A 14,845-nucleotide genomic window follows, 5' to 3' on the forward strand; every position below is an offset into this window, starting at 1 on the left:
CCCTCTGCAACGGAGCACCCCGACCGATGACTGACCAGAATCACAAGGAAACCCGCGGTTTCCAGACCGAGGTGAAGCAGCTGCTACACCTGATGATCCACTCGCTGTACTCGAACAAGGAAATCTTCCTGCGCGAGCTGGTGTCCAATGCCGCCGACGCCGCCGACAAGCTGCGTTTCGAAGCGCTGACCCAGCCCGAGCTGCTTGAAGGAGGCGCACCGCTGCGCATCCGCATCCAGGCCGACCCGGCCGCACGCACCCTGACCATCGACGACAACGGCATCGGCCTGAGCCGCGACGAGGCCATTGCGCACCTGGGCACCATCGCCAAATCCGGCACCGCCGAGTTCCTGAAGAACCTGTCCGGTGACCAGAAGAAGGACTCCAACCTGATCGGCCAGTTCGGCGTGGGCTTCTATTCGGCCTTCATCGTGGCCGACCAGGTCGACGTCTACAGCCGTCGCGCCGGCCTGCCGGCCAGCGAGGGCGTGCATTGGTCTTCCAGGGGCGAAGGCGAGTTCGAGGTCGAGACCATCGACAAGCCAGAGCGCGGCACCCGCATCGTGCTGCACCTGAAGGAAGGCGAAGACAGCTATACCGATGGCTGGCAGCTGCGCAGCCTGATCAAGAAGTATTCGGACCATATCGGCCTGCCGATCGAGCTGCAGAAGGAACATCACGGCGAAGAAGCCGACAAGCCGGCGACTCCGGAGTGGGAAACCGTCAACCGCGCCAACGCGCTGTGGACCCGCCCCAAGTCCGAGGTCAAGGACGAGGAGTACAAGGAGTTCTACAAGCACATCGCGCATGACCCGACCGACCCGCTGGCCTGGACCCACAACAAGGTCGAAGGCAAGCTCGAGTACACCTCGCTGCTGTACACGCCGGGCCGCGCACCGTTCGACCTGTACCACCGCGACGCACCCAAGGGCCTTAAGCTCTATGTGCAGCGCGTTTTCATCATGGACCAGGCCGAGCAGTTCCTGCCGCTGTACCTGCGCTTCATCAAGGGCGTGGTCGATTCCAACGACCTGCCGCTGAATGTGTCGCGCGAAATCCTGCAGTCCGGCCCGGTGATCGACTCGATGAAGTCGGCGCTGACCAAGCGTTCGCTGGACATGCTGGAGAAGCTGGCCAAGGACAAGCCGGAAGACTACGCAGGCTTCTGGAAGAACTTCGGCCAGGTGCTGAAGGAAGGCCCGGCCGAGGACTACGGCAACCGTGAAAAGGTCGCCGGCCTGCTGCGCTTTGCCTCCACCCACGACGGCAGCGGCGAGCAGAGCGTTGCCTTGGCCGACTACATCGGCCGCATGATCGAAGGTCAGGACAAGATCTATTACCTGACCGGCGAAAGCTACCAGCAGGTCAAGGACAGCCCGCATCTTGAGGTGTTCCGCAAGAAGGGCATCGAAGTGCTGCTGATGACCGACCGCATCGACGAGTGGCTGATGAGCTACCTCACCGAATTCGATGGCAAGTCCTTCGTCGACGTCGCCCGTGGCGACCTGGACCTGGGCAAGCTGGAAAGCGAAGAGGACAAGAAGGCACAGGAAGAAGTCGCCAAGACCAAGGAAGGCCTGGCCACGCGCCTGAAGACCGCCCTGGGTGAAGAAGTGGCCGAGGTGCGCGTCTCGCACCGCCTGACCGATTCCCCGGCGATCCTGGCCATCGGCGAGCAGGACCTGGGCCTGCAGATGCGCCAGATTCTGGAAGCCAGCGGCCAGAAGGTGCCGGACAGCAAGCCGGTATTCGAGTTCAACCCGAGCCATCCGCTGATCGAAAAGCTCGATGCCGAGCCCGACATGGACCGTTTCAACGACCTGGCCCATGTACTGTTCGACCAGGCCGCACTGGCCGCAGGCGACAGCCTGAAGGACCCGGCCGGCTACGTGCGTCGCCTGAACAAGCTGCTGCTGGAGCTGTCGGCCTGACGATCTACCCCCTCCCTTTCGCGCAGCGAAGGGGAGGGTTGGGGAGGGGTGCTCTTGCCCTATGCGGAAAATCAAAAGCCGCCCTCACCCCAACCCCCGCTCCGCGCCCCGGCCCTTGCGCTGGCGCAAGGGCGTTCGAGGGGAAGCGAACCGGTGGTTCGCAAACTTCCCCTCTCACCCCGTGAACGGGAGAGGGGCTTCAAGCGCAACTCGCGCGCACCGTGCAATGCCGGCCACCCAACCGCCGGTGGTAACATAGGCATCTGATTTCAGGCCTTTTCCTTCATGTTCAGCTTTTTTCGCCGCAAAAAGACCGACGACGCCCAACAGCCCGCAAAGCCGTCCACGCTGAGCGTTGAGGAACTGGCCGCCGCCTTCCCGCAGGCGCCGTCGGCGCAATCGCCGCTGCCGGCAGAACCTGAGCCGACCGAAGCCGCGCAAACACCGGTCCAGGCAAACGAGCCCCCCGCAGCAACTGTCGAACCAACGATTGAAGTGGCAACGACGCCTGCGCTGGTTGTGGAACAGGCTGTCGCAGCGGAAACCGTGCCTGCAACCGAGCCGGTCCCAGCTCACCCAGCACCGGCCATCGAAACCCCCTCGCCTGCCACCGACGAAATCGCGGCGCACGCAATAGAACCCGTTGCTGCTCCTGTGTCTGCTGCTCCTGCAGTTGCTGCTCCTGTAGCTACTGTCCCCGCAACTGCTGCTCCTGTAGTTGCGGCTCCGGTTGCAATGCCAACCGCCACTCCGGCACCGGCTCCCGTCGCAACCGAAACCAGCGCACCCACCTCCGCCGATTCCGACGCCGCACTGATCCCCGCCAATGCAGCGCCTGCCGCACAGGCCGGCAAGCTCGGTTGGCGCGACCGTCTGCGCAACAGCACGTTCGCCCGCAGCTTCGGCGGCCTGTTCTCGCGCAACCCCAAGCTCGACGACGACCTGCTCGACGAGATTGAGACGGCACTGATCACTGCCGACGTCGGCATGCCAGCAACCACCGCCCTGGTCGAAGACCTGCGCAAGCGCATGAAGTCGCGCGAGTTCGCCGATGCCAATGCCTTGCTGGCCGCCCTGCGCGCCGACCTGATCGCAATGCTGCAGCCGGTCGCCAAGCCGCTGGTGATCGACACCAATGCCAAGCCGTTCGTGATCCTCACCGTCGGCGTCAACGGCGTCGGCAAGACCACCACCATCGGCAAGCTGGCCAAGCGCTTCAAGGACCAGGGCCATAGCCTGATGCTGGCTGCTGGCGACACCTTCCGCGCCGCCGCCGTCGCCCAGTTGCAGATCTGGGGCGAACGCAACGGCGTGGCCGTGGTTGCACAGGGCCAGAACGCTGACGCCGCTTCGGTGGCGTTCGATGCACTGCAGGCTGGCAAGGCGCGCGGCACCAGCGTGCTGATCGCCGATACCGCTGGCCGCCTGCACACCCAGACCGGCCTGATGAACGAGCTGAGCAAGATCCGCCGCGTACTCGGCAAGATCGATGAAACCGCGCCGCACGAAGTGCTGATGGTCATCGACGGCACCACCGGCCAGAACGCGCTGTCGCAACTGCGCCAGTTCCATGCTGCCGCCGGCGTCACCGGCCTGGTCGTGACCAAACTGGACGGCACTGCAAAGGGCGGCGTGGTGTTCGCGCTGGCCCGCGAGTTCGGCATTCCGATCCGCTTTGCCGGCATCGGCGAACGCCCGGAAGATCTGCGCGTATTTGATGCCGAAGCCTTCGTCGACGCACTGCTGCCGCAGGCGCTGGGCGCTTGATCTGAAGCCCCTCTCCCGTTTACGGGAGAGGGGTTGGGGTGAGGGCAAGCTCTACAAGCAGAATCAAGTGCTCCCCTCATCCGCCCCTTTCGGGGCACCTTCTCCCGCAAGCGGGAGAAGGGAAACGCGCAATCGCAAGCCTTCGCGAGCCCATGCCCAACTTCCCCAGCCAACTCCTTACCTGGTTCGACCAGCACGGCCGTCATGATCTGCCCTGGCAGCATCCGCGCTCGCCGTACCGCGTCTGGCTGTCGGAAATCATGTTGCAGCAGACCCAGGTCGCTACGGTCACCCCATACTTCCAGCGTTTCGTGCAGTCTTTTCCGACGCTTGCGGATCTGGCCGCCACCGACAACGACACGCTGATGGCACATTGGGCCGGGCTGGGCTACTACGCGCGTGCCCGCAACCTGCATGCGGCAGCCAAGCAATGCGTTGAACTGCATGGTGGCGAACTACCGCGTGATTTCGATGCGCTGCTTGCCCTGCCCGGCATCGGCCGCAGCACCGCTGGCGCCATCCTTAGCCAAGCTTGGAACGACCCGTTCGCGATCCTCGATGGCAACGTCAAACGCGTGCTGACGCGTTATCACGGCATTGCCGGCTTCCCCGGCCTGCCGGTCATCGAAAAGCAGCTCTGGGCGCAGGCCGAAACCCATGTCGCGCAGGTGCCTGCCGGTCGCATGGCCGATTACACCCAGGCCCAGATGGATTTCGGCGCAACCTTGTGCACGCGCTCAAAGCCAGCCTGCATCCTGTGCCCGCTGCAGAACAGCTGTACCGCACATGCGCAGGGCCTGGTGGATGCATTGCCAACGCCGAAGCCGAGCAAGGTGCTACCCGAGCGTGAGGCCAGCGCCTTGCTGCTGGAGGACAGCGACGGCCGCATCCTGCTGCTCAAGCGCCCGCCGACCGGCATCTGGGCCTCCCTGTGGACCCTGCCGCAGGCCGACACCGACAGCGCGCTGCGTGACTGGTTTGCCGGCACCATCAAGGGCAACTACGACAACGCCGAAGAACTGCCGCTGATCGTGCATACCTTCAGTCATTACCGCCTGCATCTGCAGCCCTTGCACCTGCGCAAGGTCGCACTCAAGGCCAAGGTCGGTGACAATGCCGATCTACGTTGGGTAGCACGCAGCGAGCTGGCCGCACTTGGCCTGCCCGCGCCTATCCGCAAACTGCTGGACCAGCATCCGGCGCACTGATTCGACAGGATTCCACCATGCCCCGCTCCGTCTTCTGCCAGTACGAACAACGCGAAACCGATGGTCTGGATTTCGTACCCTATCCGGGTGAACTGGGCCAGCGCATTTTCGCCAATATCGGCAAGCCGGCCTGGGCTGCATGGCTGGCGCACCAGACCATGCTGATCAACGAGAACCGCTTGTCGCCGCGCGATCCCAAGCACCGTGCCTTCCTTGAAGAAGAACTGGTGAAGTACCTGTTCTCTGGTGGCGCGGAAAAGCCGGCCGGCTACGTGGCGCCGGAAGCAAACTGACGCCAGACCGTAGTGCCGAGCCATGCTCGGCAGAGGCTTCACCGGTAATACCCCTGCCGAGCATGGCTCGGCACTACAGATTGCTTTAATCCGTTTCCGTGCCCTGGTCTGCGGCGCGCTCGGAAATCTTGGCCTCGCGCAGCTCTTTCTCCGATGCGCGCACTGCCTTTACATCCAGCGGCTGGATGGTGTCGATGCGGCACGGCACATGCGCCATCGGGCCACCACCATGCACGATCACCCGGTCAAAACGGGCAGACACCTGCCCCATCATGTTGGTGATCGAAATGGCCGGCGCGAATGACAGATCCGGGCACGGCCCGCTCAGGTTCAACAGCCAGGCTTCGGCCGGCTTGGTCCATACCGCCAGCGCGCTGTCGCCCAGTTCGGTCCAGCCATTGAGCGAGCCGAAATAACGGAAGCTCTTCACCGGCTCGCCGGCATGCGCGCGGTACAGCGCCAGCCGCTCACCACTGCTCAGCTTCCCGGTCGTTGCACAGCCGCCAATTGCGGCCGCCAGCATCATCGCAACAAGCACTGTTTTCATGGCAGCAATCCTCATTGAAGGGAACAACCTGACTGCGTGACTGCAGCGAAACCATCCGCCTGCGCGCGTTAACCCCTTGTCTGTTTGGAGCTGACGGCTGCCGGCGGCGGGCTTAGACCCGGCTGCCGGCCAATTCGTGGAGCCGACCTTCGCGCAGCTCCAGCACGCGGTCCAGCTTGCGCGCCAGGCTGCGGTCATGGGTGACCAGCACCAGGCTGGTGCGATGCGCGCGGTTCAACTCGAGCATCAGTTCAAAAACGTTGGCCGCGGTCTTGTCGTCAAGATTGCCGGTAGGCTCGTCGCCAAGAATGCAGCCGGGCTTGTTGACCAGGGCACGGGCCACCGCAGTGCGCTGACGCTCGCCACCGGACAGCTCGCCAGGCTTGTGGCCCAGCCGGTGACCCAGGCCGACCGACACCAGCAGCGCCGTCGCCTGCGCGCTGGCGGCCGCCACATCGCGGCCACCGAGCATCACCGGAATCATCACGTTTTCAAGCGCGGTGAACTCGGGCAACAGGTGATGGAACTGATAGACAAAACCCAGCGAGCTGTTGCGCAGGTTGCCGCGCGCCGCATCGGACAAGGCCGACATGCGCTGGCCGGCCACATAAACCTCACCTGCAGTCGGAATATCCAGGCCGCCCAACAGATGCAACAAGGTGCTCTTGCCGGCGCCGGAAGCGCCGACGATGGCGACGGTTTCGCCAGCGGCAACGTTCAAGTCCAGGCCATCGAAAACCGGCGTGTGCATCTTGCCTTCTGCGTAGGTCTTGCCCAGGCCTTCGGCGCGGATTACCGATTCCATCAATGCGTTCTCATTCATAGCGCAGCGCCTCTGCCGGCTGGGTACGGGCGGCGCGCCACGCCGGGTAGATGGTTGCGGCAAAGCTCATCAGCAGCGCCACCACGGTGATCACCACGATGTCGGCGGTCTGCATGTCGGTCGGCAGGCCGGTGATGTAGTAGACGTCTTCCGGCAGCAATTTGATGCTGAAAACCGTCTCGATCAGGCCGAGGATACGTTCGAGATTGAGGGTCAGGGTGATGCCACCCAGCACACCCACAATGGTGCCGAACACGCCTATCAAGGTGCCCTGCACCATGAATACCTGCATCACGCCACCAGGCGTCAGGCCAAGCGTGCGCAGGATGGCGATATCGGCCTGCTTGTCGGTGACCAGCATCACCTGCGAGGACACCAGGTTGAATGCACCCATCGCCACGATCAGCGACAACAGGATGCCCATCACCGTCTTTTCCATGCGCAGCGAGTGATAGAGGTTGGCGTTTTCCTGCGTCCAGTCGCTGACCCGGTAATAGCCGTTTAGGTTGACTGCCAGATCGCGGGCGACGGTGTAGGCCTGGTCCATGTCGTGCATCTTCAGGCGCACGCCAGTGACGCCGTCCATGCGCAGCACGCGCTCCATGTCCTGCATGTTGGTGAAGGCAACGCCGCGGTCCACTTCATTGGAGCCGGCTTCGAAAATGCCGCTGACCTTGAAGCGCTTGACCCGCGGCATCGCGCCCATCGGCGTGCCCTGCACTTCGGCCAGCGTCGCGACAACGCTGTCGCCGACATCCACGCCCAACCAGATCGCCAGTTCCTTGCCGACCACCATGTTGAACTCGCCGGGCTGCAGGCTGTCCAGCTTGCCCTTGGTCATCTTTTCGGCCAGCACCGAGACCTTGGACTCCTGCGCCGGATCAACGCCCTGGATGATCGCGCCCTGCACCCGCAGGCCGCTCAACATGCCTTGGATCTCGATATACGGCGCGGCGCCAGCCACACGCGGGTCCTTGGTCGCCACGTCCACGGCATGCTGCCAATTGGCCATCGGCTCGCCATCGGCGCTGACCGTGGCATGGGCCGACATCTGCAGCAGGCGGTCGCGGATCTCCTTCTGGAAGCCGCTCATCACCGCCAGGGTCGTGATCAGCACCATCACGCCCAGCGCGATGCCGAGGATGGAGGCCATGGAGATGAAGGAAATGAAGCCATTGCGGCGTTTGGCGCGCAGGTAGCGCAATCCGATTGCGACAGGTAAGGGTTTGAACATGCGTGTCTGCCCGGGAACTGATGGCTATGGTGCCACTCCCGGCGGCTGGCGGGAAACGCCATGGGTACGCACGGCCAGTCGCAGTTCACGTCGCTGGGCACGCGGCAAGGTATCCGGCCAGAACAACAGCTGCTGACGGCGCCTGCCCAGCCGCCAGCGCAGCACCAGCAAGGGGCCGCGTTCGAGCAGCTCGATCCGCTGCACAGGTGTGCCGTCCACACACGGTGCGCCCGGCGATTGCGGTATCAGCAGCTCACGCCCCGGCCTGCGCGATTCCGCCCGCGCCTGCAGCAGGCCCAGCGCAAACACGCAGGCAGCCAGCGGCCAGGCAAAGCCCGGTGCCAGATCACAGTTCACCACTGAAATGGCGGCAAGTGCCGCCAAGGCCGACAACGCGCAGGTCAGCCAGCGCGAGGGGCGCCACTCACACCGGAAGGGAGCGGATGTAGCTGATAAGTGCCGCCTGCGACGCATCCGGACAGGCCTCGTAGCCCATGGACCAGCGCCACAATTTATCGTCTTCGGTGTCCAGCAACTGCAGGAAAACCTCGCGCTCGGCGGCAGGTGCATCCAGCCAGCGACGGTCAAGATAGCGACCGAACAGCTGATCCAGCTCACGCATGCCGCGCCGGCAGCGCCAGCGCAGCTTCTTCAACAGGATTTCGTCTTCGGTCTGCATGGCTCTGAGCTTAAGCCCCTCGCCCGTTTACGGGGTGAGAGGGGGAGTTTGCGAACCAACGGTTCGCTTCCCCTCGAACGCCCTTGCGCCAGCGCAAGGGCCGGGGCGCGGAGCGGGGGTTGGGGTGAGGGCCGCCTTTGGAGGAACTCCAGACCGGCACTCGGAATGGAGCAAGGGCAACTTCAAGAGCTGCCCTCATCCGCCCCTGCGGGGCACCTTCTCCCGCAGGCGGGAGAAGGGAAATCAACTGCGAATCAACAGCCGTTGCCCCGGCTCGCACCGGGACAACCATCGCATCAAGCGCGGCGCGCCATCATCAGCTTCTTGATCTCGGCGATTGCCAGTGCCGGGTTCAAGCCCTTCGGGCAGGTGCGTGCGCAGTTCATGATGGTGTGGCAGCGGTACAGCTTGAACGGATCTTCCAGATCGTCCAGGCGTGCGCCGGTATCTTCATCACGCGAGTCGATGATCCAGCGGTAAGCCTGCAGCAGGATCGCCGGGCCCAGGTAACGCTCGCCGTTCCACCAGTAGCTCGGGCAGCTGGTCGAGCAGCAGGCACACAGGATGCATTCGTACAGGCCGTCGAGCTTCTTGCGGTCTTCCGGCGACTGCAGACGCTCGCGGTCCGGCGGTGCCGGGGTCTGCGTGCGGATCCACGGCTTGATCGAGGCGTACTGCGCGTAGAAGTGGGTCAGATCCGGAACCAGATCCTTGACCACGTCCATATGCGGCAACGGATAGATCGGCACTTCGGCCTTGCCGCAATCGGCAATGGCGCGGGTGCAGGCCAGGGTGTTGGTGCCGTCGATGTTCATCGCGCACGAACCACAGATACCTTCGCGGCAGGAGCGGCGGAAGGTCAGGGTCGGATCAATCTCGTTCTTGATCTTGATCAGCGCGTCCAGAACCATCGGGCCGCACGCATCGAGATCGATCTCGTAGGTGTCGGTACGCGGATTCTGGTCGTCGTCCGGGCTCCAGCGGTAGATCTTGAAGGTACGCGTGTTCTTCGCACCGCTCTTGGCGGGGAAGTGCTTGCCCTTGGTCAGCCGGGAGTTCTTCGGGAGTGCAAATTCAGCCATGTTCGTAAGTTCCCCGGATCAGTAGACGCGCGGCTTCGGCGGCACCACGGACACGTCATCGCTGAGCGTGTACATGTGCACCGGACGGTAATCGAAGCTGCACTTGCCCTTGTCGTCGACGGTGACCAGCGTGTGCTTCTGCCAGTTGACGTCGTCGCGGTCCGGGAAGTCCTCGTGCGCGTGGGCCCCGCGGCTTTCCTTACGCTGCTCGGCCGAGTTGATGGTCGCCACTGCATTGAGCAGCAGGTTGTTCAGCTCGTAGGTCTCGATCAGGTCCGAGTTCCAGACCAGCGAACGGTCGGAAACCTTGACGTCCTGGAACGAATCGAACACCTGCGCCATCTTCTGGCAGCCTTCTTCCAGCGTCTTGCTGGTGCGGAACACGGCCGCGTCAGCCTGCATCGTGCGCTGCATGTTGTCGCGGATGACCGAGGTCGGCGTATCGCCATTGGCGTGACGCAGCTTGTCGAGCAGGCCCAGCGCCTTGTCGCAGGCATCGGACGGCAGGGTCTTGTGCGATGCACCCGGCTTGATCGTCTCGGCGCAGCGGTTGGCCACGGCACGGCCGAACACCACCAGGTCGAGCAGCGAGTTGGAGCCCAGACGGTTGGCACCGTGCACGGACACGCAGGCGGCTTCGCCGATGGCGTACAGGCCCGGCACGACTGCATCGGGGTTGTCGCCGACCTTGCGTACCACTTCACCGTGGTAGTTGGTCGGGATGCCGCCCATGTTGTAATGCACGGTCGGGATGACCGGGATCGGCTGCTTGTGCACGTCCACGCCCGCGAAGATGCGCGCGCTTTCGGCAATACCCGGCAGCTTGTCGTCGATCACGCCCGGGCCGAGGTGGGTCAGGTCGAGCAGGATGTGATCCTTGTGCTCGCCGACGCCGCGGCCTTCGCGGATTTCGATGGTCATCGAACGCGACACCACGTCACGCGATGCCAGATCCTTGTAATGCGGCGCGTAGCGTTCCATGAAACGCTCGCCACTGCTGTTGCGCAGGATGCCGCCCTCGCCTCGCACACCTTCGGTGATCAGGCAGCCGGCGCCATAGATGCCGGTCGGGTGGAACTGCACGAACTCCATGTCCTGCAGCGGCAGGCCGGCACGGGCCACCAGACCACCGCCGTCACCGGTACAGGTGTGCGCCGAGGTGGCGCTGAAGTAGGCACGGCCGTAGCCGCCGGTTGCCAGCACCACGCCCTGCGAACGGAACAGGTGCAGGGTGCCTTCGGCCATGTCCAGGGCGAGCACGCCGCGGCAGACGCCTTCGTCGTCGAAGATCAGGTCGAGTGCGAAGTACTCGATCATGAACTGCGCGTTGTGCGCCAGCGACTGCTGGTACAGGGTGTGCAGGATGGCGTGGCCGGTACGGTCGGCGGCGGCGCAGGTACGCTGCGCGGACGGGCCTTCACCGTACTTGGTGGTCATGCCACCGAACGGACGCTGGTAGATCTTGCCTTCTTCGGTGCGCGAGAACGGAACGCCGTAGTGTTCCAGCTCGATGATGGCCGGGATGGCCTCACGGCACATGTATTCGATGGCGTCCTGGTCACCCAGCCAATCCGAACCCTTGATGGTGTCGTAGAAGTGGTAACGCCAATCGTCTTCGCCCATGTTGGCGAGCGCGGCGGAGATGCCGCCCTGCGCTGCCACGGTGTGCGAGCGGGTCGGGAAGACCTTGGTGATGCAGACGGTCTGCAGGCCCTTCTGGGCCAGACCAAAGGTCGCACGCAGGCCAGCGCCACCGGCGCCGACGACCACCATGTCGACCTTGTGTTCAGTGATGTTGTAAGCGGACATGTATCAGTTCCCAAACACGATGCGGGCAACCGCAAAGATGCTGACGATGGCGCCGAGCACGGCGATGAACTTGACCGTGGTCTGCAGGGCCAGGGCCATCAGCGAATTGTGGATGTAGTCCTCAAGGACCACCTGCAGGCCAAGCTGGGCGTGCCAGAACATGGCAACCAGGAAGCCCACCAGCAGGATCGCGTTCCACGGCTTGGAGACGGTTTCGACCGCGGTCACATAGTCGGCGCCGATCAGGCTCAGCACCAGGCACAGGAACCAGATGGTCAGTGCGACCAGCGCGGTGGCGGTCAGCCGCTGATGGATGAAGTGCTCGGTGCCGGACTTGGAGCTGCCCAGGCCGCGTGCATTCTTGAGCGGGGTACGGAACTTGCTCATGCGGTCGCTCCCATGCAGACGTAAGCCCAGATCAGCGCGGTCAGCACCAGCGAGGCGATCACCGACATCCAGCTGCTGCGGATGAACGTGGCCTTGGCGTAGCCGATGGCGAAATCCTGCACGATGTGGCGGATGCCGTTGCACAGGTGGTAGGCGAAGCACCAGGTCCAACCGAACAGGATCACCTTGCCGTACCAGGCGCCGGCGTGGGTGGTGAAGCAGTTCCAGGACTCAGGGCCCATCATCAGGGCGAGCAAACCGCCCGCGATGATCAGGGAACCGACAGTCAGAATGATGCCGGTTACTCGATGCAGGATCGAGGTGGCCATCTGGATCTGCCAGCGATACACCTGCAGGTGCGGAGAAAGGGGGCGGGGTCTGTTCGCCATTCGCTGACTCGTATCTCGGCTGGGCGGCTCAATGCCGCGTTGGCTCAACGCTGCTCAGAAATCGATGCAGCGCCCGTTTTTCTCCCAATCGCCATACCGCACCGGATCAAGTCCGCCGCGGCCACCTATTTCCTGCGGCACCGGTGCTGCCTCGGGAAGCGGCTGCTTCTCGGGGACCAACGGGGCTTCAGCTTCGGGCTCGGGAGTGGGGGTTGTTTGGCCTATCATTAGTGGTCTCGCAACGCACAAATTTTAGTCCTCAGTCACGTGTCTGACAACCTCGCCCCTGCTTTCACCGGTTTCCGCACACTTCCCAAGGCTGAAATACTGAGCCTTGCCGGAGCCGATGCGGTCGCTTTCGCCCAAGCCCAGTTCGCCAACGATGTGCCCTCGCTGGCCGATGGTCACTGGCAATGGAATGCCTGGCTGACCGCCAAGGGCCGTGTGCTGTCTATCTTTCAGCTGTTGCGGGTGGATCCGCAGACGCTGCTGCTGGTCTGCCACGACGGCGGCGCCGAGGCCATGGCCGAGCAGCTGCGGCGCTTCGTATTCCGTCGCAAGGTGGTGATCACGCATGCCAGCGAGCTGGCGGTGAATGCCGCGCTGGAAGCGCCCAACGCCGCACATTGCGCGGAATTGGCGCAACTGGACGACGCGGTGATCGAACTGGATGTGGGCGGCCCTGCCCTGCCACGCACCCTTCGGATCGGCAAAAGGGCCAGCGCCACCGACAGCGCTGCTGAATTGGCATGGCGCCAAACCGACCTGCGCTACGGCCTGCCCCGCCTGGATGAGGCACAGCGCGAGCAATGGACGCCACAACAGTTGGGGCTGGACCGGCTGAACGCCTACAGCGTCAAGAAAGGCTGCTACCCCGGCCAGGAAATCGTGGCCCGCACACATTTCCTGGGCAAGGCCAAGCGCTCGCTGGCGCTGTTGGAATGTGCCTCATTCGCCAACCCGGGCGATCCCGTGCAGCAGGCCGAGGCCAGCATAGGCACTGTCGCCTGCGCCGCAGGCACGCTGGCTCTTGCGGTACTGCCACTGGAGCTGCCGGAAGGTCTACTGCAGGTAAATGGCGGCATCGCCAACATCCAGCCACTGCTGGACGGCCTGGCCCGCTGACCTGGCTCCCCTGTAGTGCCGAGCCATGCTCGGCGGGGGCTTTACCGGTAAGGCCACTGCCGAGCATGGCTCGGCACTACGACGGCGCGGCGTCGGTGACGAAGCCAGGACTGCAGCAATCAGCGAAGAACTTACCCCTCCCCAACCCTCCCCTTGCCTGCGGCAACGGGAGGGGCAGAAACATCTTGCCTGCGGCAAAGAGAAGCGTCATGTAGTGCCGAGCCATGCTCGGCAGGGACTTCACCGGTAAGGCCTCTGCCGAGCATGGCTCGGCACTACAGCAGCTCAGCCTTCAGCTCCGTCCTCGATACGCTCACCACTGCCTGCATCAAAGAAATGCAACGCAGCCGGCGTGACTTCCACCGATATCTCCTGCCCTACCGACGGTAGCTGCCGTGGCGCGACCCGCATGATCAGCGCCTGCTGGCCATAACGCAGGTTGACGAATATTTCGTTGCCTACCGGCTCCAGGCCTTCGATACGCGCTTTGAACGATGCCTCGCCATCGCCAGGCTGCAGATGCTCAGGGCGCACACCAACCACCAGCGGCTTGCCAAACCACTCTGCAGCCAGCGATACAGCGCCCAGCACTACTTCGGCAGCCCCGCCCTGACCTGGCTCATCCAGCTGCAACACGGCCATACCGTCCGCATCACGGCGCAATTGGCCGCGCAGCATGTTCATCGCCGGGCTGCCAAGGAAGCCTGCGACAAACAGATTGACCGGCTTGTCGTACAGCGCCATCGGCGTGTCTATCTGCTGGATCACGCCTTCGTTGAGCACCACGATGCGCTGGCCAAGCGTCATCGCCTCGACCTGATCATGGGTGACATAGATCATCGTCGTACCTAGCTTGCGATGCAGCTGGGCGATCTCGGTGCGCACCGAATGACGCAGCTTCGCGTCCAGGTTGGACAGCGGCTCATCCAGCAGGAACACCTCCGGCTCTCGCACCAGCGCCCTGCCCAGTGCCACGCGCTGGCGCTGCCCGCCCGACATCGCACGCGGCAACTTGTCCAGCATCGTCGTCAACCCCAAGGCCTCGGCCGCGTCCTGCACGCGGCGCTGCACTTCTGCCTTGTCGTGGCCACGCAGCTTCAGACCAAAGCCCAGGTTCTCGGCCACGGTCATGTGCGGGTAAAGCGCGTAGTTCTGGAACACCATGGCAATGTCGCGGTCCTTGGGCGCCACGTCATTGACCACGCGCTCGCCGATCCACAGCTTGCCGGCGCTGATCTCTTCCAGCCCCGCCACCATTCGCAGCAGTGTGGACTTGCCGCAACCCGAAGGCCCCACCAACACCATCAGCTCGCCATCGGCGATATCGAAACTGGCCCCGGCAACGGCGACCTGCCCGTTGTCATACACCTTGCGCACACTGTCGAATTGAACCTTGGCCATCACCACCTCGTTGCGAGTCGAAACCTGGAGCAGCGGAACACTTGCGCCACAACAAGAGAACAGTTTCCTGCAATCGTATACATCCGAAACATTGTGCACGGTAAGCATATTCATATGGCACCATCGCTACTGCCCTTACATGGCACCTGCGCTGCGCTGCACGGACCTGC

Annotated in this window: 16 protein-coding genes; 5 read left to right on the forward strand and 11 right to left on the reverse strand. The window is 63.6% G+C overall.

The annotated features are described in order from the left end of the window. Positions 1-26 precede the first annotated feature (26 nt). The 4 genes from htpG (at position 27) to BCV67_RS01940 (ending at position 5,199) form a co-directional block, all read left to right on the forward strand. A complete protein-coding gene (gene htpG, locus BCV67_RS01925) occupies positions 27-1,931 on the forward strand; it encodes a molecular chaperone HtpG (protein WP_062166236.1) in 1,905 nt (634 codons plus the stop codon). Between the two features lie 285 nt (positions 1,932-2,216). After that, positions 2,217-3,698 carry a signal recognition particle-docking protein FtsY gene (ftsY, locus tag BCV67_RS01930; protein WP_082746458.1) on the forward strand — a complete coding sequence of 494 codons (1,482 nt, stop codon included), beginning with the start codon at positions 2,217-2,219 and terminating at the stop codon, positions 3,696-3,698. 152 nt (positions 3,699-3,850) lie between these two features. Next, on the forward strand, positions 3,851-4,906 hold the full coding sequence (gene mutY, locus BCV67_RS01935) for an A/G-specific adenine glycosylase (protein ID WP_062166237.1): 1,056 nt from the start codon (positions 3,851-3,853) through the stop codon (positions 4,904-4,906). 17 nt (positions 4,907-4,923) lie between these two features. Further along, positions 4,924-5,199 carry an oxidative damage protection protein gene (locus tag BCV67_RS01940; RefSeq protein WP_062166238.1) on the forward strand — a complete coding sequence of 92 codons (276 nt, stop codon included), beginning with the start codon at positions 4,924-4,926 and terminating at the stop codon, positions 5,197-5,199. Between the two features lie 85 nt (positions 5,200-5,284). Here the strand turns inward: BCV67_RS01940 and BCV67_RS01945 are convergent, their stop codons facing one another. From BCV67_RS01945 to BCV67_RS19405, 10 genes are all read right to left on the reverse strand, one after another. Continuing rightward, a complete protein-coding gene (locus tag BCV67_RS01945; RefSeq protein ID WP_062166239.1) occupies positions 5,285-5,746 on the reverse strand; it encodes a DUF6491 family protein in 462 nt (153 codons plus the stop codon). 112 nt (positions 5,747-5,858) lie between these two features. Next, on the reverse strand, positions 5,859-6,569 hold the full coding sequence (lolD, locus tag BCV67_RS01950; protein ID WP_062166240.1) for a lipoprotein-releasing ABC transporter ATP-binding protein LolD: 711 nt from the start codon (positions 6,567-6,569) through the stop codon (positions 5,859-5,861). Next, a complete protein-coding gene (locus BCV67_RS01955; protein WP_062166241.1) occupies positions 6,562-7,803 on the reverse strand; it encodes a lipoprotein-releasing ABC transporter permease subunit in 1,242 nt (413 codons plus the stop codon). Before BCV67_RS01955 ends, lolD begins: the two co-directional genes overlap by 8 nt. Before the next feature lie 24 nt (positions 7,804-7,827). Then, positions 7,828-8,187, reverse strand: a complete 360-nt coding sequence (locus BCV67_RS01960) for a hypothetical protein (RefSeq protein ID WP_231732435.1) — start codon at positions 8,185-8,187, stop codon at positions 7,828-7,830. 40 nt (positions 8,188-8,227) lie between these two features. Further along, positions 8,228-8,482: a succinate dehydrogenase assembly factor 2 gene (locus BCV67_RS01965; RefSeq protein WP_062166243.1), complete on the reverse strand. Its 255-nt coding sequence runs from the start codon at positions 8,480-8,482 to the stop codon at positions 8,228-8,230. A gap of 296 nt (positions 8,483-8,778) precedes the next feature. After that, the gene (locus BCV67_RS01970; RefSeq protein WP_054657940.1) at positions 8,779-9,564 is read right to left on the reverse strand and encodes a succinate dehydrogenase iron-sulfur subunit; all 786 of its coding nucleotides are present in this window, start codon (positions 9,562-9,564) and stop codon (positions 8,779-8,781) included. 18 nt (positions 9,565-9,582) lie between these two features. Then, the gene (gene sdhA / locus BCV67_RS01975; protein WP_062166244.1) at positions 9,583-11,373 is read right to left on the reverse strand and encodes a succinate dehydrogenase flavoprotein subunit; all 1,791 of its coding nucleotides are present in this window, start codon (positions 11,371-11,373) and stop codon (positions 9,583-9,585) included. A 3-nt stretch (positions 11,374-11,376) separates the two neighbouring features. Further along, the gene (gene sdhD / locus BCV67_RS01980) at positions 11,377-11,760 is read right to left on the reverse strand and encodes a succinate dehydrogenase, hydrophobic membrane anchor protein (RefSeq protein ID WP_062166245.1); all 384 of its coding nucleotides are present in this window, start codon (positions 11,758-11,760) and stop codon (positions 11,377-11,379) included. Next, on the reverse strand, positions 11,757-12,149 hold the full coding sequence (gene sdhC, locus BCV67_RS01985; protein ID WP_062166246.1) for a succinate dehydrogenase, cytochrome b556 subunit: 393 nt from the start codon (positions 12,147-12,149) through the stop codon (positions 11,757-11,759). Before sdhC ends, sdhD begins: the two co-directional genes overlap by 4 nt. Before the next feature lie 54 nt (positions 12,150-12,203). Beyond that, the gene (locus BCV67_RS19405) at positions 12,204-12,377 is read right to left on the reverse strand and encodes a DUF1674 domain-containing protein (protein ID WP_082746459.1); all 174 of its coding nucleotides are present in this window, start codon (positions 12,375-12,377) and stop codon (positions 12,204-12,206) included. A 39-nt stretch (positions 12,378-12,416) separates the two neighbouring features. On the opposite strand from BCV67_RS19405, the gene BCV67_RS01990 reads away from it, so the two are divergent. Then, on the forward strand, positions 12,417-13,274 hold the full coding sequence (locus BCV67_RS01990; protein ID WP_062166247.1) for a YgfZ/GcvT domain-containing protein: 858 nt from the start codon (positions 12,417-12,419) through the stop codon (positions 13,272-13,274). A 285-nt stretch (positions 13,275-13,559) separates the two neighbouring features. Here the strand turns inward: BCV67_RS01990 and BCV67_RS01995 are convergent, their stop codons facing one another. Beyond that, positions 13,560-14,675: an ABC transporter ATP-binding protein gene (locus BCV67_RS01995; RefSeq protein WP_062166248.1), complete on the reverse strand. Its 1,116-nt coding sequence runs from the start codon at positions 14,673-14,675 to the stop codon at positions 13,560-13,562. Positions 14,676-14,845 lie beyond the last annotated feature (170 nt).

This window comes from Stenotrophomonas nitritireducens, from assembly GCF_001700965.1.
GTDB classification, from domain to species: Bacteria; Pseudomonadota; Gammaproteobacteria; order Xanthomonadales; family Xanthomonadaceae; genus Stenotrophomonas; species Stenotrophomonas nitritireducens_A.

Excerpts from the sequence above, each read along its gene's own strand:
- BCV67_RS01955 (WP_062166241.1), bottom strand. The coding sequence starts at position 7,803 with ATGTTCAAACCCTTACCTGTCGCAATCGGATTGCGCTACCTGCGCGCC.
- htpG (WP_062166236.1), top strand. The coding sequence starts at position 27 with ATGACTGACCAGAATCACAAGGAAACCCGCGGTTTCCAGACCGAGGTG.
- BCV67_RS01995 (WP_062166248.1), bottom strand. The coding sequence starts at position 14,675 with ATGGCCAAGGTTCAATTCGACAGTGTGCGCAAGGTGTATGACAACGGG.
- sdhC (WP_062166246.1), bottom strand. The coding sequence starts at position 12,149 with ATGGCGAACAGACCCCGCCCCCTTTCTCCGCACCTGCAGGTGTATCGC.
- mutY (WP_062166237.1), top strand. The coding sequence starts at position 3,851 with ATGCCCAACTTCCCCAGCCAACTCCTTACCTGGTTCGACCAGCACGGC.
- BCV67_RS01945 (WP_062166239.1), bottom strand. The coding sequence starts at position 5,746 with ATGAAAACAGTGCTTGTTGCGATGATGCTGGCGGCCGCAATTGGCGGC.
- ftsY (WP_082746458.1), top strand. The coding sequence starts at position 2,217 with ATGTTCAGCTTTTTTCGCCGCAAAAAGACCGACGACGCCCAACAGCCC.
- BCV67_RS01940 (WP_062166238.1), top strand. The coding sequence starts at position 4,924 with ATGCCCCGCTCCGTCTTCTGCCAGTACGAACAACGCGAAACCGATGGT.
- BCV67_RS01965 (WP_062166243.1), bottom strand. The coding sequence starts at position 8,482 with ATGCAGACCGAAGACGAAATCCTGTTGAAGAAGCTGCGCTGGCGCTGC.
- BCV67_RS19405 (WP_082746459.1), bottom strand. The coding sequence starts at position 12,377 with ATGATAGGCCAAACAACCCCCACTCCCGAGCCCGAAGCTGAAGCCCCG.
- BCV67_RS01970 (WP_054657940.1), bottom strand. The coding sequence starts at position 9,564 with ATGGCTGAATTTGCACTCCCGAAGAACTCCCGGCTGACCAAGGGCAAG.
- sdhD (WP_062166245.1), bottom strand. The coding sequence starts at position 11,760 with ATGAGCAAGTTCCGTACCCCGCTCAAGAATGCACGCGGCCTGGGCAGC.
- lolD (WP_062166240.1), bottom strand. The coding sequence starts at position 6,569 with ATGAATGAGAACGCATTGATGGAATCGGTAATCCGCGCCGAAGGCCTG.
- sdhA (WP_062166244.1), bottom strand. The coding sequence starts at position 11,373 with ATGTCCGCTTACAACATCACTGAACACAAGGTCGACATGGTGGTCGTC.